General features: G+C 34.8%; 20 protein-coding genes. 2 read left to right on the forward strand and 18 right to left on the reverse strand.

Annotation, left to right across the window (positions count from 1 at the left end; genetic code table 11):
- Window positions 1–6 precede the first annotated feature (6 nt).
- The 18 genes from spoVAE to spoIIM all read right to left on the reverse strand — a co-directional run bounded on the left by spoVAE (window position 7) and on the right by spoIIM (window position 13,959).
- Complete coding sequence (gene spoVAE / locus FS935_RS03950) at window positions 7–357, reverse strand: stage V sporulation protein AE (RefSeq protein WP_146946208.1); 351 nt, start codon at window positions 355–357, stop codon at window positions 7–9.
- On the reverse strand, window positions 357–1,379 hold the full coding sequence (gene spoVAD, locus FS935_RS03955; RefSeq protein ID WP_146946209.1) for a stage V sporulation protein AD: 1,023 nt from the start codon (window positions 1,377–1,379) through the stop codon (window positions 357–359). Before spoVAD ends, spoVAE begins: the two co-directional genes overlap by 1 nt.
- Window positions 1,380–1,396: 17 nt before the next feature.
- Window positions 1,397–1,852, reverse strand: a complete 456-nt coding sequence (spoVAC, locus tag FS935_RS03960; protein ID WP_146946210.1) for a stage V sporulation protein AC — start codon at window positions 1,850–1,852, stop codon at window positions 1,397–1,399.
- A gap of 13 nt (window positions 1,853–1,865) precedes the next feature.
- Window positions 1,866–2,291, reverse strand: coding sequence for a stage V sporulation protein AB (locus FS935_RS03965; protein WP_146946211.1), 426 nt, complete (start codon window positions 2,289–2,291; stop codon window positions 1,866–1,868).
- Window positions 2,275–2,901: a stage V sporulation protein AA gene (locus tag FS935_RS03970; protein WP_146946212.1), complete on the reverse strand. Its 627-nt coding sequence runs from the start codon at window positions 2,899–2,901 to the stop codon at window positions 2,275–2,277. Before FS935_RS03970 ends, FS935_RS03965 begins: the two co-directional genes overlap by 17 nt.
- 211 nt (window positions 2,902–3,112) lie before the next feature.
- A complete protein-coding gene (gene sigF, locus FS935_RS03975; RefSeq protein WP_146946213.1) occupies window positions 3,113–3,871 on the reverse strand; it encodes an RNA polymerase sporulation sigma factor SigF in 759 nt (252 codons plus the stop codon).
- A gap of 13 nt (window positions 3,872–3,884) precedes the next feature.
- Window positions 3,885–4,325: an anti-sigma F factor gene (spoIIAB, locus tag FS935_RS03980; RefSeq protein WP_146946214.1), complete on the reverse strand. Its 441-nt coding sequence runs from the start codon at window positions 4,323–4,325 to the stop codon at window positions 3,885–3,887.
- Complete coding sequence (gene spoIIAA, locus FS935_RS03985) at window positions 4,322–4,675, reverse strand: anti-sigma F factor antagonist (RefSeq protein WP_146946215.1); 354 nt, start codon at window positions 4,673–4,675, stop codon at window positions 4,322–4,324. Before spoIIAA ends, spoIIAB begins: the two co-directional genes overlap by 4 nt.
- Before the next feature lie 95 nt (window positions 4,676–4,770).
- Complete coding sequence (locus tag FS935_RS03990) at window positions 4,771–5,937, reverse strand: D-alanyl-D-alanine carboxypeptidase family protein (RefSeq protein WP_146946216.1); 1,167 nt, start codon at window positions 5,935–5,937, stop codon at window positions 4,771–4,773.
- Between the two features lie 257 nt (window positions 5,938–6,194).
- Window positions 6,195–7,178 carry a nuclease-related domain-containing protein gene (locus tag FS935_RS03995; protein WP_146946217.1) on the reverse strand — a complete coding sequence of 328 codons (984 nt, stop codon included), beginning with the start codon at window positions 7,176–7,178 and terminating at the stop codon, window positions 6,195–6,197.
- Between the two features lie 277 nt (window positions 7,179–7,455).
- Entirely contained in the window at window positions 7,456–7,590 is a 135-nt protein-coding gene (locus FS935_RS24150) for a hypothetical protein (RefSeq protein ID WP_275669558.1), read from the reverse strand.
- A 255-nt stretch (window positions 7,591–7,845) separates the two neighbouring features.
- Window positions 7,846–9,147 (reverse strand): pyrimidine-nucleoside phosphorylase, encoded by a 1,302-nt coding sequence (locus FS935_RS04000; RefSeq protein ID WP_146946218.1) that lies wholly within the window; start codon window positions 9,145–9,147, stop codon window positions 7,846–7,848.
- 20 nt (window positions 9,148–9,167) lie between these two features.
- Window positions 9,168–9,995, reverse strand: coding sequence for a purine-nucleoside phosphorylase (locus FS935_RS04005; RefSeq protein ID WP_146946219.1), 828 nt, complete (start codon window positions 9,993–9,995; stop codon window positions 9,168–9,170).
- A gap of 12 nt (window positions 9,996–10,007) precedes the next feature.
- Window positions 10,008–11,192 (reverse strand): phosphopentomutase, encoded by a 1,185-nt coding sequence (deoB, locus tag FS935_RS04010; RefSeq protein ID WP_146946220.1) that lies wholly within the window; start codon window positions 11,190–11,192, stop codon window positions 10,008–10,010.
- A gap of 208 nt (window positions 11,193–11,400) precedes the next feature.
- Window positions 11,401–12,294 carry a site-specific tyrosine recombinase XerD gene (xerD, locus tag FS935_RS04015; RefSeq protein ID WP_146946221.1) on the reverse strand — a complete coding sequence of 298 codons (894 nt, stop codon included), beginning with the start codon at window positions 12,292–12,294 and terminating at the stop codon, window positions 11,401–11,403.
- Window positions 12,295–12,300: 6 nt separating this feature from the next.
- A complete protein-coding gene (locus tag FS935_RS04020; protein WP_146946222.1) occupies window positions 12,301–12,528 on the reverse strand; it encodes a YqzK family protein in 228 nt (75 codons plus the stop codon).
- 185 nt (window positions 12,529–12,713) lie between these two features.
- On the reverse strand, window positions 12,714–13,187 hold the full coding sequence (fur, locus tag FS935_RS04025) for a ferric iron uptake transcriptional regulator (protein WP_146946223.1): 474 nt from the start codon (window positions 13,185–13,187) through the stop codon (window positions 12,714–12,716).
- Window positions 13,188–13,305: 118 nt separating this feature from the next.
- Complete coding sequence (spoIIM, locus tag FS935_RS04030) at window positions 13,306–13,959, reverse strand: stage II sporulation protein M (protein WP_146946224.1); 654 nt, start codon at window positions 13,957–13,959, stop codon at window positions 13,306–13,308.
- Between the two features lie 125 nt (window positions 13,960–14,084).
- Here spoIIM and FS935_RS24375 point away from each other — a divergent pair, with 125 nt between their 5' ends.
- Entirely contained in the window at window positions 14,085–14,294 is a 210-nt protein-coding gene (locus FS935_RS24375) for a hypothetical protein (RefSeq protein WP_338036893.1), read from the forward strand.
- Window positions 14,295–14,335: 41 nt separating this feature from the next.
- On the forward strand, window positions 14,336–14,647 hold the full coding sequence (locus FS935_RS24380) for a GNAT family N-acetyltransferase (protein WP_338036894.1): 312 nt from the start codon (window positions 14,336–14,338) through the stop codon (window positions 14,645–14,647).
- Window positions 14,648–14,710 lie beyond the last annotated feature (63 nt).

Below are 14,710 nucleotides of genomic sequence, written 5' to 3' on the forward strand. Positions count from 1 at the left end.
TTTATCCTATCCTTTCGGCTTAAAAATAATAGCCATTATAAAAGCAAATAAAATTGCTGAAGAGATACCTGCAGAAGTTAATTCGAAAATTCCAATACCAATTCCAATAAAACCATGTTCATTAGCTTGTTCCATTGCTCCATGCAAAAGAGAATGACCGAAGCTTGTTATTGGAACTGTTGCTCCTGCACCAGCAAATTCAATCAATTTATCATAAAGACCAAAGCCATCTAAAATGGCTCCAGTTACAACAAAGGAACTCATAACATGTGCAGGAGTTAGTTTAAATATATCTAAGAGTAATTGACCTATTACACAAATTGCTCCTCCAACTACAAAAGCTAATAAATATTCCATCAGCTATCAGCTCCTCTATCTGTTCTTTCAAATACTACTCCATGAGCAATAGTAGGAATTGTTTCTTTCTGCTGTACCATTGTTGGACTTAGAAGAGCACCTGTTGCAACAACTAACACTCTTGTAAGATTACCGCTTTGCAACTCATTAAAGATATGAGAATAAGTGACAACAGCGGAACATGCACAGCCACTACCTCCAGCAAATACCTTTTGATCAGGTCGGTAAATCATTAATCCACAATCATTATGTTTGTTATGAACGTCGTATCCTTCTTGCTTCAATAATTCCTTAACAATCGGACTACCAATACCTGATAAGTCTCCCGTTATGATCATGTCATAATCGTCTGGTGTACGATTTAAATCCTTTAAATGCTGTGTGATTGTATCAGCTGCAGCTGGTGCCATAGCAGATCCCATATCAAAAGGATCTGCAATACCTAGATCTGCTACTTGACCTATTGTTGCAGATGTAATTTTTATATTACTAACTTCTTTGTTAATAAGAACTGCACCTGAACCCGAAACTGTAAAGGTTGCTGTATCTGGCTTTTGACCTCCATATTCTGTAGGAAAACGAAACTGTCTTTCAGCTGTAGCATTATGGCTACTTGTTGCCGCTAATACAGTATTAGCAAATCCACCGTCAACTAATGCAGATCCAAGGGCAACGGTTTCCATTGATGTTGAACAAGCACCAAACATGCATAAAAATGGAACTTGTAAATGTCTTGCAACATAGTTAGATGTTACATTTTGGTTTAAGAGATCTCCGGCAAGAAAAAGGTCTACATCATCTGAAGTCTTGTTCCCCTTTTTCAAACATTGCTCAATAGCTTGTTCCATTAATCTTCTTTCCGCTAATTCCCAATTATCCTCACCACAATGTAGCTCTTTATGCTTGATATCAAAAAGCTGACCCAGGGGTCCTTCAGCTTCTTTTGGTCCTACAGCTGTACCACTAGAATGAACGAACAATGGATTTTCAAATTGCCATGTTTGTTTCCCTGTTAATTTCATGCTGATTCCTCCTCACACTAAAATGCTAGTCCATATAAATAACGAATAATTCCTACAACATAAGCTGCTACAACTCCAAATACAATGACACTTCCTGCAAGTTTAAACATATTTGTAGCAACTCCAAGAACAATTCCTTCACTTCTATGTTCCATAGCTGCACTTGTCATGGAATTAGCAAATCCCGTAATAGGAACCGCTGAACCAGCACCTGCAAACTGACCTAATTTGTCGTAAATCCCTAATCCGGTCAGAATAGCTGAAAGAAGAATTAACGTAGCAGCAGTTGGATTTCCTGCATCTTTTTCAGAGAAGTTAAATACTTCAATATAAAAGTTTTGTATTCCTTGACCGACCATACAAATAAACCCACCAATTAAAAATGCCTTAAGGCAATTCAAGAAATAAGGTGGTTTTGGTTGAAAATCCTTGATTTGATTTTTATAGTCATCCTTCATTTTTGATTTCGCCATTTTATTACCTCCCTTACTGATTAACAAAATAAATCCAATGGAATAAAGACCCAACTATCTTCCCAAGTACGATAGCCATTAGTAATATGATGATTTTTTCTCCGAATCCTATACGTTTAGCTAAAATCGGAAAAACATTTAATACTTCTGTAAGTGCTGCAGCCAGCATTCCGATAAAAACACCACATAAAAGTCCAATTGGAATAAGCCATAATTCTGATTGGAAAAGCTCTGTGTTTCTTAAACTCATCCAACCTACGATAACTGCACCTAATATGATTGCCCATTCATAAACGTGGATCAAACGATATGTTTTTGTCAGTTGAGTGAGTCTTGGAATAATTCCTAACACAGCTAAAAATGCAACAAAACCAGAACCTACAACAAGTCCCCCTGATAGGCCAACGATCATTAAAATAATGTTACTTAAGATCGTCATCAACACTATTTAAATTCTCCTTGTTTTCATTCATTGCAACATACTGATCTAAATCTAACTGATAATTAAAGATCTCAACTTCTAAGGGACTTGGTTCTTCGTTGATTCTCTTTTTGAATAAATGATTAAAAAATAACACCATACCTAATCCCAATCCTATAGAGTATGGAATTTGCAAAATTAGTGGCTGATCATTTTTCTTTCCCGTCACAATTTTATAAATTCGTTGATGAACTTCCTGCATGCTTACATCTTCATGAAAATTCATGATTGCAAGACCAGCTCCAATAAAGAGCAAAAGCCATACAGCTCCAAATAAAAGTGGTGAAACCTTCTTTTTTTCATATAAAATTTCTACAATTGTTTGAGTTGACCCAATTATTTGAACATCTAGTTGGTGGTCAAACTTATGTATTGCTTTTAGTACATGCATCACATCTATTACCACCATATTTTTATCATTCGGATGAATTTGGTGTAACTTAATTTCTCTAAGCTTTTCGGTCAACTCCTTTTCACCGACAATAAGAGCAATCTTGTCAATTGAAATAACATCGTTAGGATGTACTTGAATGCGATGACGAAGTCTTAAATAAACCGTCTTTTCCACCAAGAATCACTTCCTATCGATTAAATTAAAAGCACAAAAATAACAATATAAAGCAGTCTAAATTAATTTGTTTGTATCTGTAGTATGCATTGGCTTAATTTTAATCATACAAAGCTTTAAGTAAGTCCATTAATTACCATTGATCCAGAAACAAAAAGAGACTGACTTACAAGTGTATGATACACATTGTAAGTCAGCCTCTCTTTGTTTTTTATTGATTCATTCTATCTTTCATTTGTTGCAAAATCTTTTTCTCAAGTCTTGATACTTGAACTTGAGAAATACCTAAACGATCTGCAACCTCAGATTGAGTCTGATCCTTATAATATCTGAGAAAAACGATAAGCCTTTCTCGTTCATCTAAATCACGGATAGCATCCTTTAATACGATTTTATCAAACCACTTTGTTTCTGTATTATCTGCAATTTGATCTAATAATGTAATAGGATCTCCGTCATTTTCATATACTGTTTCATGAATAGATGATGGTGCTCTAATTGCTTCTTGCGCGAGAACAACTTCCTCTGGGGAAATTTCTAAGTAATTTGCAATTTCTGCAACAGTTGGAACTTTCCCCATTGTTTTTGATAACTCATCTCTTGCACGACGAATTTTATTACCTAGCTCTTTTAATGATCTACTTACTTTCACTGTGCCATCATCACGAATAAACCTTTGAATTTCCCCAATTATCATTGGTACCGCATAGGTTGAAAATCTTACATCATAAGATAAATCGAATTTATCTACAGATTTTAACAATCCGATACTTCCAATTTGGAATAAGTCATCCGGTTCATAGCCGCGGTTCAAGAAGCGCTGAACAACAGACCAAACTAGTCTCATATTTCTTTGGATAATTAAATCACGAGCATCTTGGTCCCCTTCTTGACTACGACGAATCAATTCCTTGACTTCATGATCTTTTAACTGCGTATTTGTCTGATCGTTCTTGACCTCCACATCCATAGCAAGTCTCCCTTTAATTGCATAAAGCTTTACTTTTAGATAAGTGTTTAGTTAACTTAACTGTTGTACCGCTTGTAGCCGTTGAGTCTACTGTAATTTCATCCATAAAGTTTTCCATAATTGTAAAGCCCATTCCTGATCTTTCGAGCTCTGGTTTTGTCGTATATAAAGGCTGTCTAGCTTCCTCGATATCAAATATTCCAATCCCTTCATCACGAATTGTCATATGAATTACCTCATCCTCTAGTGTGACCGAGATATACACAATGCCATTGGGATCATTTTCATATCCGTGAATAATTGCATTTGTAACCGCTTCAGATACGACTGTTTTTATTTCTGTTAATTCATCCATTGTTGGATCTAATTGTGCAATAAAAGATGCAACAGTAACCCTTGCAAAGGATTCATTTTGACTTAATGCAGAAAATTGTAGGTTCATTTCATTTCTCATGATGCCACCCCCAATGTCTGGAGTGCTTTCATTTCGTTTTCTTCTAAACGAATGATTTTAAATAAACCCGACATATCAAATAGACGTTTAACGGCTGGTGAAATAGCACAAACGACCATTTCCCCACCCATTGCTTTAATTTGTTTATATCTACCTAGAATTACGCCCAAACCAGAACTATCCATGAACGCTAAATTTTCTAGATTTAATACAATATGCTTGGATTGATTTGCAGCTAACATTTCCGTAACCTTCGTACGTAGTTCTTCAGCCGCATGATGATCAAGCTCACCTGAGAGTCGGATACATAATACAGATTTTTTTACATCAAGTTCAATTGCAAGACTCAAGGTTTTACCCCTCCTTAATTTCTGGATAAAGAGTCTTTCTTGATTGAACTTTTAATTTCCTGCATGATGACAAAACTAGTGTAAATTCGTCAACATTAGCTAGACTTTGTGAAGCTTCCCATTACACGTTTAAATAATTGCCACCAACTAGCTTCTTCTACATCTTTTTCAGCAACGATCTTACTTTCTGCAATGACCTTGTCTTCTTTAACTAATTGAATAGAACCTAATTCATCTCCTTTTTTCACAGGAGCCTGTATACCCTCTTTTAATACAATCTCTTGCTTTACATCATCCACCTTTTCACCTTTTTTCGTTAAAACTGAAATCGGTTCTGATGTCATAAGGTTTACTTCTTTTTCACTACCTTTACTCACCTTTGTCTTTGTTAATACTTCATCCTTTTTAAATAGTGGGTGAGTTTGATATTGACTAAAAGCATAATCTAACATTTTAGTGACCTGTGCATTTCGATCCTTCGGAGTTTCTGCTCCAAACACAACTGCAATAACACGCATATTATCTTTTTTAGCAGTAGCAGTTAAACAATATTTGGCTTCATTCGTAAATCCAGTTTTAACTCCGTCTACACCAGGGTAAAATTTAACTAATCGATTTGTATTCACTAGCCAGAATTTTTCCTCTGTACCTTCTCTTAAATAATCTTCATATTTACCTGTGAAATTTGTAATCTCTTCATACTTTAATAATTCTTTTGCCATTAATGCCATATCATGAGCAGAGCTATAGTGATCTGACTCTGGAAGACCTGTCGGATTTTTGAATTGGGTATTTTTCAACCCCAATTCCTCAACTTTTTTATTCATCATGTTGACAAACTCTTCAGCAGATCCTGCGATTTTTTCCGCCATAGCAACAGATGCATCATTACCAGATCCAATCGCAATTCCTTTGAGCATTTCTTCAACTGTCATCTCTTCGCCAGGCTCTAAAAATATCTGCGATCCACCCATTGAAGCAGCATATTCACTTGTTCTAACTTTTTCATCCCACTTGATTTGGTTTTTATCTAGTGCCTCCATAATAAGCAGCATTGTCATTATCTTTGTCATACTTGCTGGAGGAAGCTTTTCATCACTATTTTTATCGTACAAGATCGTACCTGTATCTCGTTCAATTAAAACAGCAGACTTTGCTTTATCTGCAAGCTCAACAGTTTTTGTATCTTCTTTGGCTAAAGCCATTGGTGTAACAGAGACAAGCATTGCTATAAGTGTTAAACACGAAATTATTCGTTTCATTTCATAAGCCCTCCATTCTTTATACATCCCATTTTTTCCAGAAGGAGGGAAAATATACTATGCTTGGAAAGATTTTTATATATTTCGTTTTAATAAATCGCTATGTTAAAGCTTAATGTTGATTTTTAACACTTTATTGATTGGAGTGAAAGGCATGAGACTCCTGCGGGAGAAGCGTGTCATAGGGAGACCCCACAGGCGCTAGCGCCGAGGAGGCTCCCGGACCGCCCGCGGAAAGCGAATGCCTGTAACGGAAATCAACAACAAAGTTTAACAGAGCCTAATAAATAGTAAGAAGTAGATTTACCATGTCCAATTTGAGGTAATTTCATAGAAGCTAATATTTTATAAGTTGTGGAGGGTGAAGATATTTGCAGAAAATCTCTTGTTTGTTTATTCGTAATAGTAGTACCAAATAATAGTTTATAGTCATTAAAGGTTTCTAAATGGGCATTTCTTGAGGAAAAGTTACATTCACCACAATACCATGTACCCCTTACTCTTTGTAATGGATAACAACCGCAATTTGTGCAAAACACTCCCTTACATATATCATTTGAATTTAGTTCAAACAGATGAAAAATATTAAATTCAGATGGTATATGACCCTTCAGCAAACTCTTGGCTACTTTACGTAGATCCTTTATCGTAAAAATTGGAGCTTTATACTTTTGTTTATAATACTCAACCTTAGTTATAAGCTCACTACTTCTCATAATGGTATCTAAGTATTTCCTACTATTATTTTGATTTCTTAATAATGCTGAATTGTTCGTCATAACTACCTGCGTTTCAATTGGTAAACTTACGATTTTTTTCTTATTCAAATATCTTATTAACTGATATTTTTGATGATTAACTTGCAGAACAGGATCAGGAAATACTTCTTCAACATCATTGAATTGTCTAATTAATTGGTGGTACGTTTCATCAAATGTAATTTTCCCAGAAATATTTTTAACTTCTAAAATCAGAATAAAGTACTGAGATAAAATTAGTATATCTATCTGGAAATAATTTCTGTTGTCTATTGTTAGTCGTAAATCGTGTAAGATCATATATTCTTCTTCTGGAAGAAAACTCAAATAATATAAAAGGGATTTTTCACCTTTATATCCCGCCGTAGTCTTAGCTAACTCTTTCTCAATTTCTTTCAATTTTACATGGGTTGGAAATAGACGTTTCTTTAGTACTTCAAGCTTTTGTATCTTTACCGGTTCCTCTAATGGTTTTATGATCAAGTATTTTCCTCTCCTCTATTATTTAGTCTAGATAGTTTTCTCCCATATTTATTGGTTTTCCTTTTTTGTCACTTTGTAAAGCTAACTGTAAAAATTAAATGTAAAGAGCGAAAAATGAGTTTCTTCTATATTTAATTTCTCATTATGTAGTGTTATCCAAGTTAAGATAGCATCGAAATTTCTATTTTATCAATCTTTACAATATCTTTAGTTTTTAAATCTATGTTCATGCTTTCCTACAGTCATAAAATGTACTTTATCGATCATAAAATTCAATTTATCGTCCATTCTCCTGCATTTGTCGATCATCTTTATACGTTTTCACGCCATACTCGTTTTTCTCGACCATTAAATTCAATTTATCGACCTTTCTCCCGCATTTGTCGATCATCTTTACATGTTTGCACGCCATACTCGCTTTTCCCGACCATCAAATTCAATTTCTCGTCCATTCTCCTCCACTTGTCGATCATCTTTACACGTTTGCAAGCCAACCTCGCTTTCACGTCCACCACCTCTTATCTAACCGACTATAACCCATTACAAGCCGCTAGCCATGTCTAACTAAACTAGATTTTCAACCCTGTTCCTATTGCACAAGCCTTTCACACCATTAAAACATCTAAAAAACCACAGTCCAAAGACTGTGGTTTTATCACAATAAACATTATTCAACTGTAGCGTAAATTAATTTTGGTTCTTCCACTTCGTTAGTAGAAATCGAAATACTATTATATAATTTGTTTCTTACGTCTTCGATGTCTTCCTGGTTACTATGAATTGTAACTAATGACTCACCTTTATTTACTTTATCACCAATTTTTTTATTTAAAACTAATCCAACAGCTAAATCAATGACAGAATCTTTTGTTGCACGACCTGCTCCTAATAGCATGGCAGCCGTTCCAACAGAGTCAGCAATAATTTCTGATACATAGCCATCATCTTTTGCTTCTAGTTCAAATTGATATTTTGCTTGAGGAAGGGTTTCAGGATGATCAACAACTGAGCCATCTCCACCTTGTGCCTCAAGAAAAACTTTCAATGTTTGCAGTGCTTGACCATTTTTTATAACCTCCTCTAACATTGAGCGTGCTTCTTCAAGTGAAGCTGCTTTTTCAGCTAAAAGAACCATATAGCTTCCTAATACAAGACAAAGCTCTTCTAAATCTTTTGGACCTTTGCCACTTAATGTGTCAATTGCTTCTTTTACCTCAAGAGCATTACCAATGGCATATCCTAATGGTTGACTCATATCTGAGATAACAGCCATTGTTCTTCGACCAACAAGATTACCGATATCTACCATGGCTTTAGCTAGTTTCTTTGATTCGTCTAAGTCTTTCATAAAGGCACCAGCACCCGTTTTTACATCTAAAACGATTGCATCTGCACCTGCAGCTATTTTTTTACTCATAATTGAACTTGCGATAAGCGGAATGCTGTTTACAGTAGCTGTCACATCTCGTAATCCATATAAGCTTTTATCTGCTGGGGTAAGGTTTCCACTTTGTCCTATTACAGCAATCTTATTTTTATTAACAAGTTCGATAAATTGCTTATTTTCTATTTCAACATGAAAGCCTGGAACAGCTTCTAATTTATCGATTGTTCCACCTGTATGTCCCAAACCACGACCTGACATTTTTGCAACTGGTACACCAACTGCAGCTACTAATGGACCCAGCACAAGAGTGGTTGTATCACCAACACCACCCGTGCTGTGTTTATCAACCTTTATACCTTCAATTTCACTTAAGTCAATTGTATCTCCAGAATGAACCATAGCCATTGTCAATTCAGCGCGCTCTTGATCAGCCATTCCTTGAAAATAAATGGCCATTGTTAAAGCACTCATTTGATAATCAGGAATATCACCTTTTGTATATCCATCAACAATAAAATGAATTTCTTCTTTTGTTAATTCATGACCGTCTCTTTTTTTCTCTATTAAATCAACCATTCTCATCGTGTATCTCACCTTTTTCTTTAGTTTGACGAATGTAATTTCTCTACAATATTTTTAACTAAATCCAAGAAGTTTATTTTTACCTTTTCAGTTGTTTCAATTACTTCATCATGTGACAATGGTTGGTCTAGAATTCCTGCAGCCATATTTGAGATACAAGAAATCCCTAATACTCCTAAACCAGCATGCTTTGCAACAATAACTTCAGGAACGGTTGACATACCTACCGCATCTCCGCCCATTACACGAAGCATACGTATTTCAGATGGTGTTTCATATGAAGGACCTGTGTTACCAACATAAACACCTTCTTGAAGCTTTATGTTCAATTTTGTTGCAACATCCTTCGCTAATTGTCTAAACTTTTTATCATAGCTTTCTGACATATCAGGGAAACGAACACCGATTTCTGAATCATTAGGACCAATTAATGGATTAGTTCCCATATTATTTATATGATCAGTAATTAACATTAAATCTCCAGCTTCAAATGACTCGTTAATTCCGCCTGCAGCATTTGTTACAATTAATGTTTCAACACCAATTTCTTTCATAACTCGAACAGGAGCTGTTACTTTATCCATGCTATATCCTTCATAAAAATGAAAACGCCCTTGCATAGCAACAACTTGTGCTCCTTTTAGTGTTCCAAAAACAAGCTGCCCTGCATGACCCTCAACTGTTGAAACAGGAAAATTAGGTATTTCGCTATATGGTATTTTCACCGGATTTTCAATTTCATCAGCTAAAACTCCAAGACCTGATCCTAGTATTAAACCGATTTTTGGAATTTCTTGATATTGTCTTTTTAGATAATGAGCTGCTTCTTTAATTTTTTCATAATTCATTATGTAATCCTCCTATTTTAAATCAGATAAAAAGCTTTTTCCGTTAGCTGGCATTTTCACATTAAAATTATCGGCAATTGTTGCCCCTACATCTGCAAAAGTACTTCTAATTTCTAGCTCACTTCCTGCATCTAATCGTGGGCTATAAACTAGGAGCGGAACATATTCTCTTGTGTGATCTGTTCCATGGTGTATCGGATCATTTCCATGGTCAGCTGTGATAATTAATAAATCTTGTTCAGTTAATGTTTCAAGAACGTGTGATAATCTAACATCATATTCCTCTAAAGCCTTACCATACCCAGCAGGATCTCTTCGATGTCCAAACAATGCGTCAAAATCTACTAAATTCAGAAAACTCATACCAGTGAAATCCATTGAAATGGTTTCATTTAATTTATCCATACCATCCATATTTGAGACCGTTCGTAAGGATTTCGTGATGCCCTCACCATCAAAAATATCTGATATTTTACCAATTGAAATAACATCATAACCGCTGTCTTGAAGTTCATTCATAACTGTTCTATCAAAAGGCTTTAATGCATAATCATGACGATTAGATGTTCTTGTAAAGTTACCTGCTGTGCCTAGGAATGGTCGCGCAATAACACGCCCAACCATATACTTTTCATCTAAAGTCATTTCCCGTGCAATCTCACATATTTTATATAACTCTTCTATTGGAACAATTTCTTCATGTGCTGCAATTTGCAAAACAGAATCTGCTGAAGTGTAGACAATTAAAGCACCAGTATTTAAATGTTCTTCACCAAGTTCGTCTAGGATTTCTGTTCCTGAAGCAGGTTTGTTTCCAATCACCTTACGACCTGTTTTTTCTTCTAGAGCGTTAATTAATTCTGGTGGAAAGCCATTTGGAAATACTCGAAACGGCTGTTCAATATGTAACCCCATAATCTCCCAATGTCCTGTCATTGTATCTTTTCCGTTTGAAGCTTCTTGCATTTTTGTATAGTATGCTAATGGTTTTTCTTGAATCGGTATTCCTTTTATTTCGTTTATATTACTTAAACCTAATTTGGCCATATTAGGCATCGAAAGACCACCCATATGATCTGCTATATGACCTAATGTATTTGAACCAATATCATTGAATTTGTCAGCATCAGGTGCTTCACCAATACCAAGTGAATCAAGAACAACTAGAAACACACGTTTATATGTATAATTTGACATCGATATCCTCCTTTGATTATTACCTTCACTTAATGTTCCATAAAGTATTATATTCCATTCGAAACATTAAACTTGTCGGAAGTCTGACAACTACTACCTACCTTCATTATAAACCCCTTTCAAGCTCATTTACAACTTTAAATAAAACTATTTATACTAATGTCTTGATCACGCTAAAAAAGCATCTCCACAATTTTGTGTGATGCTTTTAGGCTCTTGGATGAAACTGATTATACACATCTTTCAATCTAGCTTTTGTCACATGTGTATAGATTTGTGTTGTTGATATGTCTGCATGTCCTAGCATTTCTTGTACCGCTCTTAAATCTGCACCATTTTCAAGTAAATGAGTAGCAAAGGAATGCCTTAAAGTATGTGGTGTTATTTCATTCTTTATATTCGCTTCTGTAGCGAATTGCTTTAAGTTCTTCCAAAAACCCTGTCTTGAGATTCGTTTACCATGGTGATTAACAAATAACGCTTCTGTTGGCTCTTTGCTATTAAGCAGCTTCGATCTAGCATTTTCTATATAATTCATTAAAGCTTCCGCTGCAGTCTTTCCTATAGGTACAATTCGCTCTTTATTTCCTTTACCATAACAACGAATGAACCCCATTGTTAAGTGAGCATCTGTTAAATTCAAGTCAATCATTTCACTTACCCTCATACCAGTTGCGTATAACAGCTCAAGCATTGCTTTATCTCGATATCCAAATGGTGTTGTAAGCTTTGGGGTTTCTAACAACTTCTCTACCTCGTATAAAGATAGGATTTTCGGAAGACTTCTCTCCAATTGTGGTGATTCAATTAATACTGATGGATCCTGGTCAGCTTGCTTTTCTCTTAATAAAAACTGGTGAAGGCTTCGTATTGAGGCTGTATGTCTTGCTAATGTTTTACTCGATTTTCCAGACTCTTTGAGAAACTTTAAAAATTGGATGATATGAAAACGTGTGACCTCATTAAATGAAAAAATTTGTTGCTTTTCTACTAAGTGCTTTTCATAGCTCTTCAAGTCACGCTCATAAGAAATAATTGTATTATTTGATAGACCTCTTTCTACGATTAGGTAGTGTATAAAATCTTTAATTTGATCTTTCAAGTTTTTCTACTCCCCATTGTCAATAAAAAAAATAAACCTGTTTAACCAGCTATCATCTTCATTATTGACCATATTGGTTACCTTTAAAGCAGCACCTTCTGGTTGGTCATAACGATGAATTTCTTGGTACTCTAAGTTCACCCAAATGATAGCATAATAGAATAAAATCGTAAATCCAGTGAATAAAATAAACACTTTCATCATATCTCTAAATGTTCTAAACCATCTAATCATTAAATAACCTCCAAAATCAAGTTAATTCATATATAGAATAAAGGGATGATTATTAGAAGATATGCCAAAAAGGACAAACTTTATACATCGTTTTTAATGAATTTCAGTATTTATTTCTAAAGGGGAACCTAGATTGTCAAATAGCCAAAAGTAAAAAGCCTAACCTTTATAAGCTAGACTTCGTTTTATGCGTTATCATCATTATTTGATTCATCTTCAACCTTATCTTGACATTTCGTACATATACCATGAAATGTTAGACGGTGATCTTTAATTTGAAATTTAAAGTCTCTTTCGACGATTTCTTCTACATCTTCAAGGAGATCATCTTCTATTTCAGCGACAGATCCACATTCGATACATACTAGATGATGATGAAAATGGGCTGCCCCTTCTTTACGAAGATCATATCTAGAAACTCCATCTCCAAAATTTATCTTATCAACAACTTTTAATTCAGTTAAAAGTTCTAACGTTCTATAAACTGTTGCAAGACCAATTTCAGGTGCTTTTTCCTTTACAAGAAGATAAACATCTTCTGCACTTAAATGGTCTTCCTCATTTTCCAATAGCACTCGAACAGTTGCTTCACGCTGTGGTGTTAACTTATAGCTAGCAGAATGCAACTGCTTCTTAATCCGATCAATGCGGTTTTCCATAACTACTTTTCCTCCCTCGCCGCGTTCCCAAAACCATTATATATCAAATAAGAGGAAAGTGTCCAACTAAAATGATTATAATCTAATAAATAGAAATATTATCATATAATAATTATTATTATTTACTAACAAACTCAACAACATTTTTCATTAAGAAAGGTGATGCATATGCCTCAAATCCGGATGCGATGATAGCAAGAACTCCAATAAATAAAAATACTGAAGCATATCTCATAAATAATGAGAAAGGAGCTTCCATGTTATTGGTTTTCTTCACAAATAGCTGCCTAATTATTTTTAGTGTAAACGATATGGCAACAGCTGACATTAATATAAATGCTGGTATAAGTAAGATATTTTGTGGCAGAACAGTAACAAAAGATAATAAAAACCCTTTGAGTCCTAATTGGTTAACTAGAAAACCTACCGTAAATCCAACTACCATACCTTTAATAAATAACATAACTAAAATTACAGGTAATCCTATGATCGAAATCCCTAATATCCACATAAGTCCTAAATATTTCAAATTATGAAAGAAGCTCTGTTGAAACATATCTGCTGAGCTTGCAACCTTTCCTTCTGCAACTTGTCCAAAAAATCTGTTTAAATAGTAATATAAATCCTCTTTCTGACTCAAATTCATACTATTAACAATTATGGCTCCAAAAATAACCCCCATTAAAAATAACACAAATACAAAAAGATATATGGACGAATGCTCCTTAAGGTGCTGCTTCATCATTGCACTTAATGGCAGTTGTTTACGCATAATCATTTCCTCCCGTCATTCACTTACTAGAGTATATGAGAGGACTAGCATTCTATGACTCAAAATTGGTTTTCTTTTCTAGTTACCCTAGTTTATACTAACTAAAAATGTAAGGATGTGATTGGATGAATGCTATATTACTAGATTTCCCTTCGGAGTTTACAACTAAACGACTTTTTCTTAGATCTCCACAATATGGAGATGGCAAAGCAGTGAATGCTGCTATACGTGCATCTATTAATGAATTAAGACCATGGATGCCATTTGCTCAACAGCTACCTAAGGAAGAAGAAACTGAAAGTAATATTCGAGAAGCGATGGCAAAGTTATATTAAGGGAAGATTTACGTTTCCTTATTTTCGACCGTTTCACAGGTGTGTTTATTGGTAGTACCGGTTTACATCGGATGAAATGGAATGTCCCTACTTGTGAAATTGGATATTGGATTGATTCAAGATATAGTGGAAAAGGATATATAACTGAAGCTGTTGAAGGCTTAATCCATTTCGCAGTTACTGAACTAGAAACAAAACGAATTGAAATTAAATGTGATACTAATAATGATAGAAGTAAAAAAATCCCCGAGAAGCTTGGTTTCACACTAGAAGGGACATTTCGCCAAGATAATTTGTCAGCAGATGGTAAGTATGTACGAGATACATATGTTTTTGCTAAGGTGTTTTCGTGATCTTATTCCTTGATACTTAAAAAATGATCATAAAAAGGAGAATTACAACAAGTAATTCTCCTC

The organism is Metabacillus litoralis, from assembly GCF_007994985.1.
GTDB classification, from domain to species: domain Bacteria; phylum Bacillota; class Bacilli; order Bacillales; family Bacillaceae; genus Metabacillus; species Metabacillus litoralis.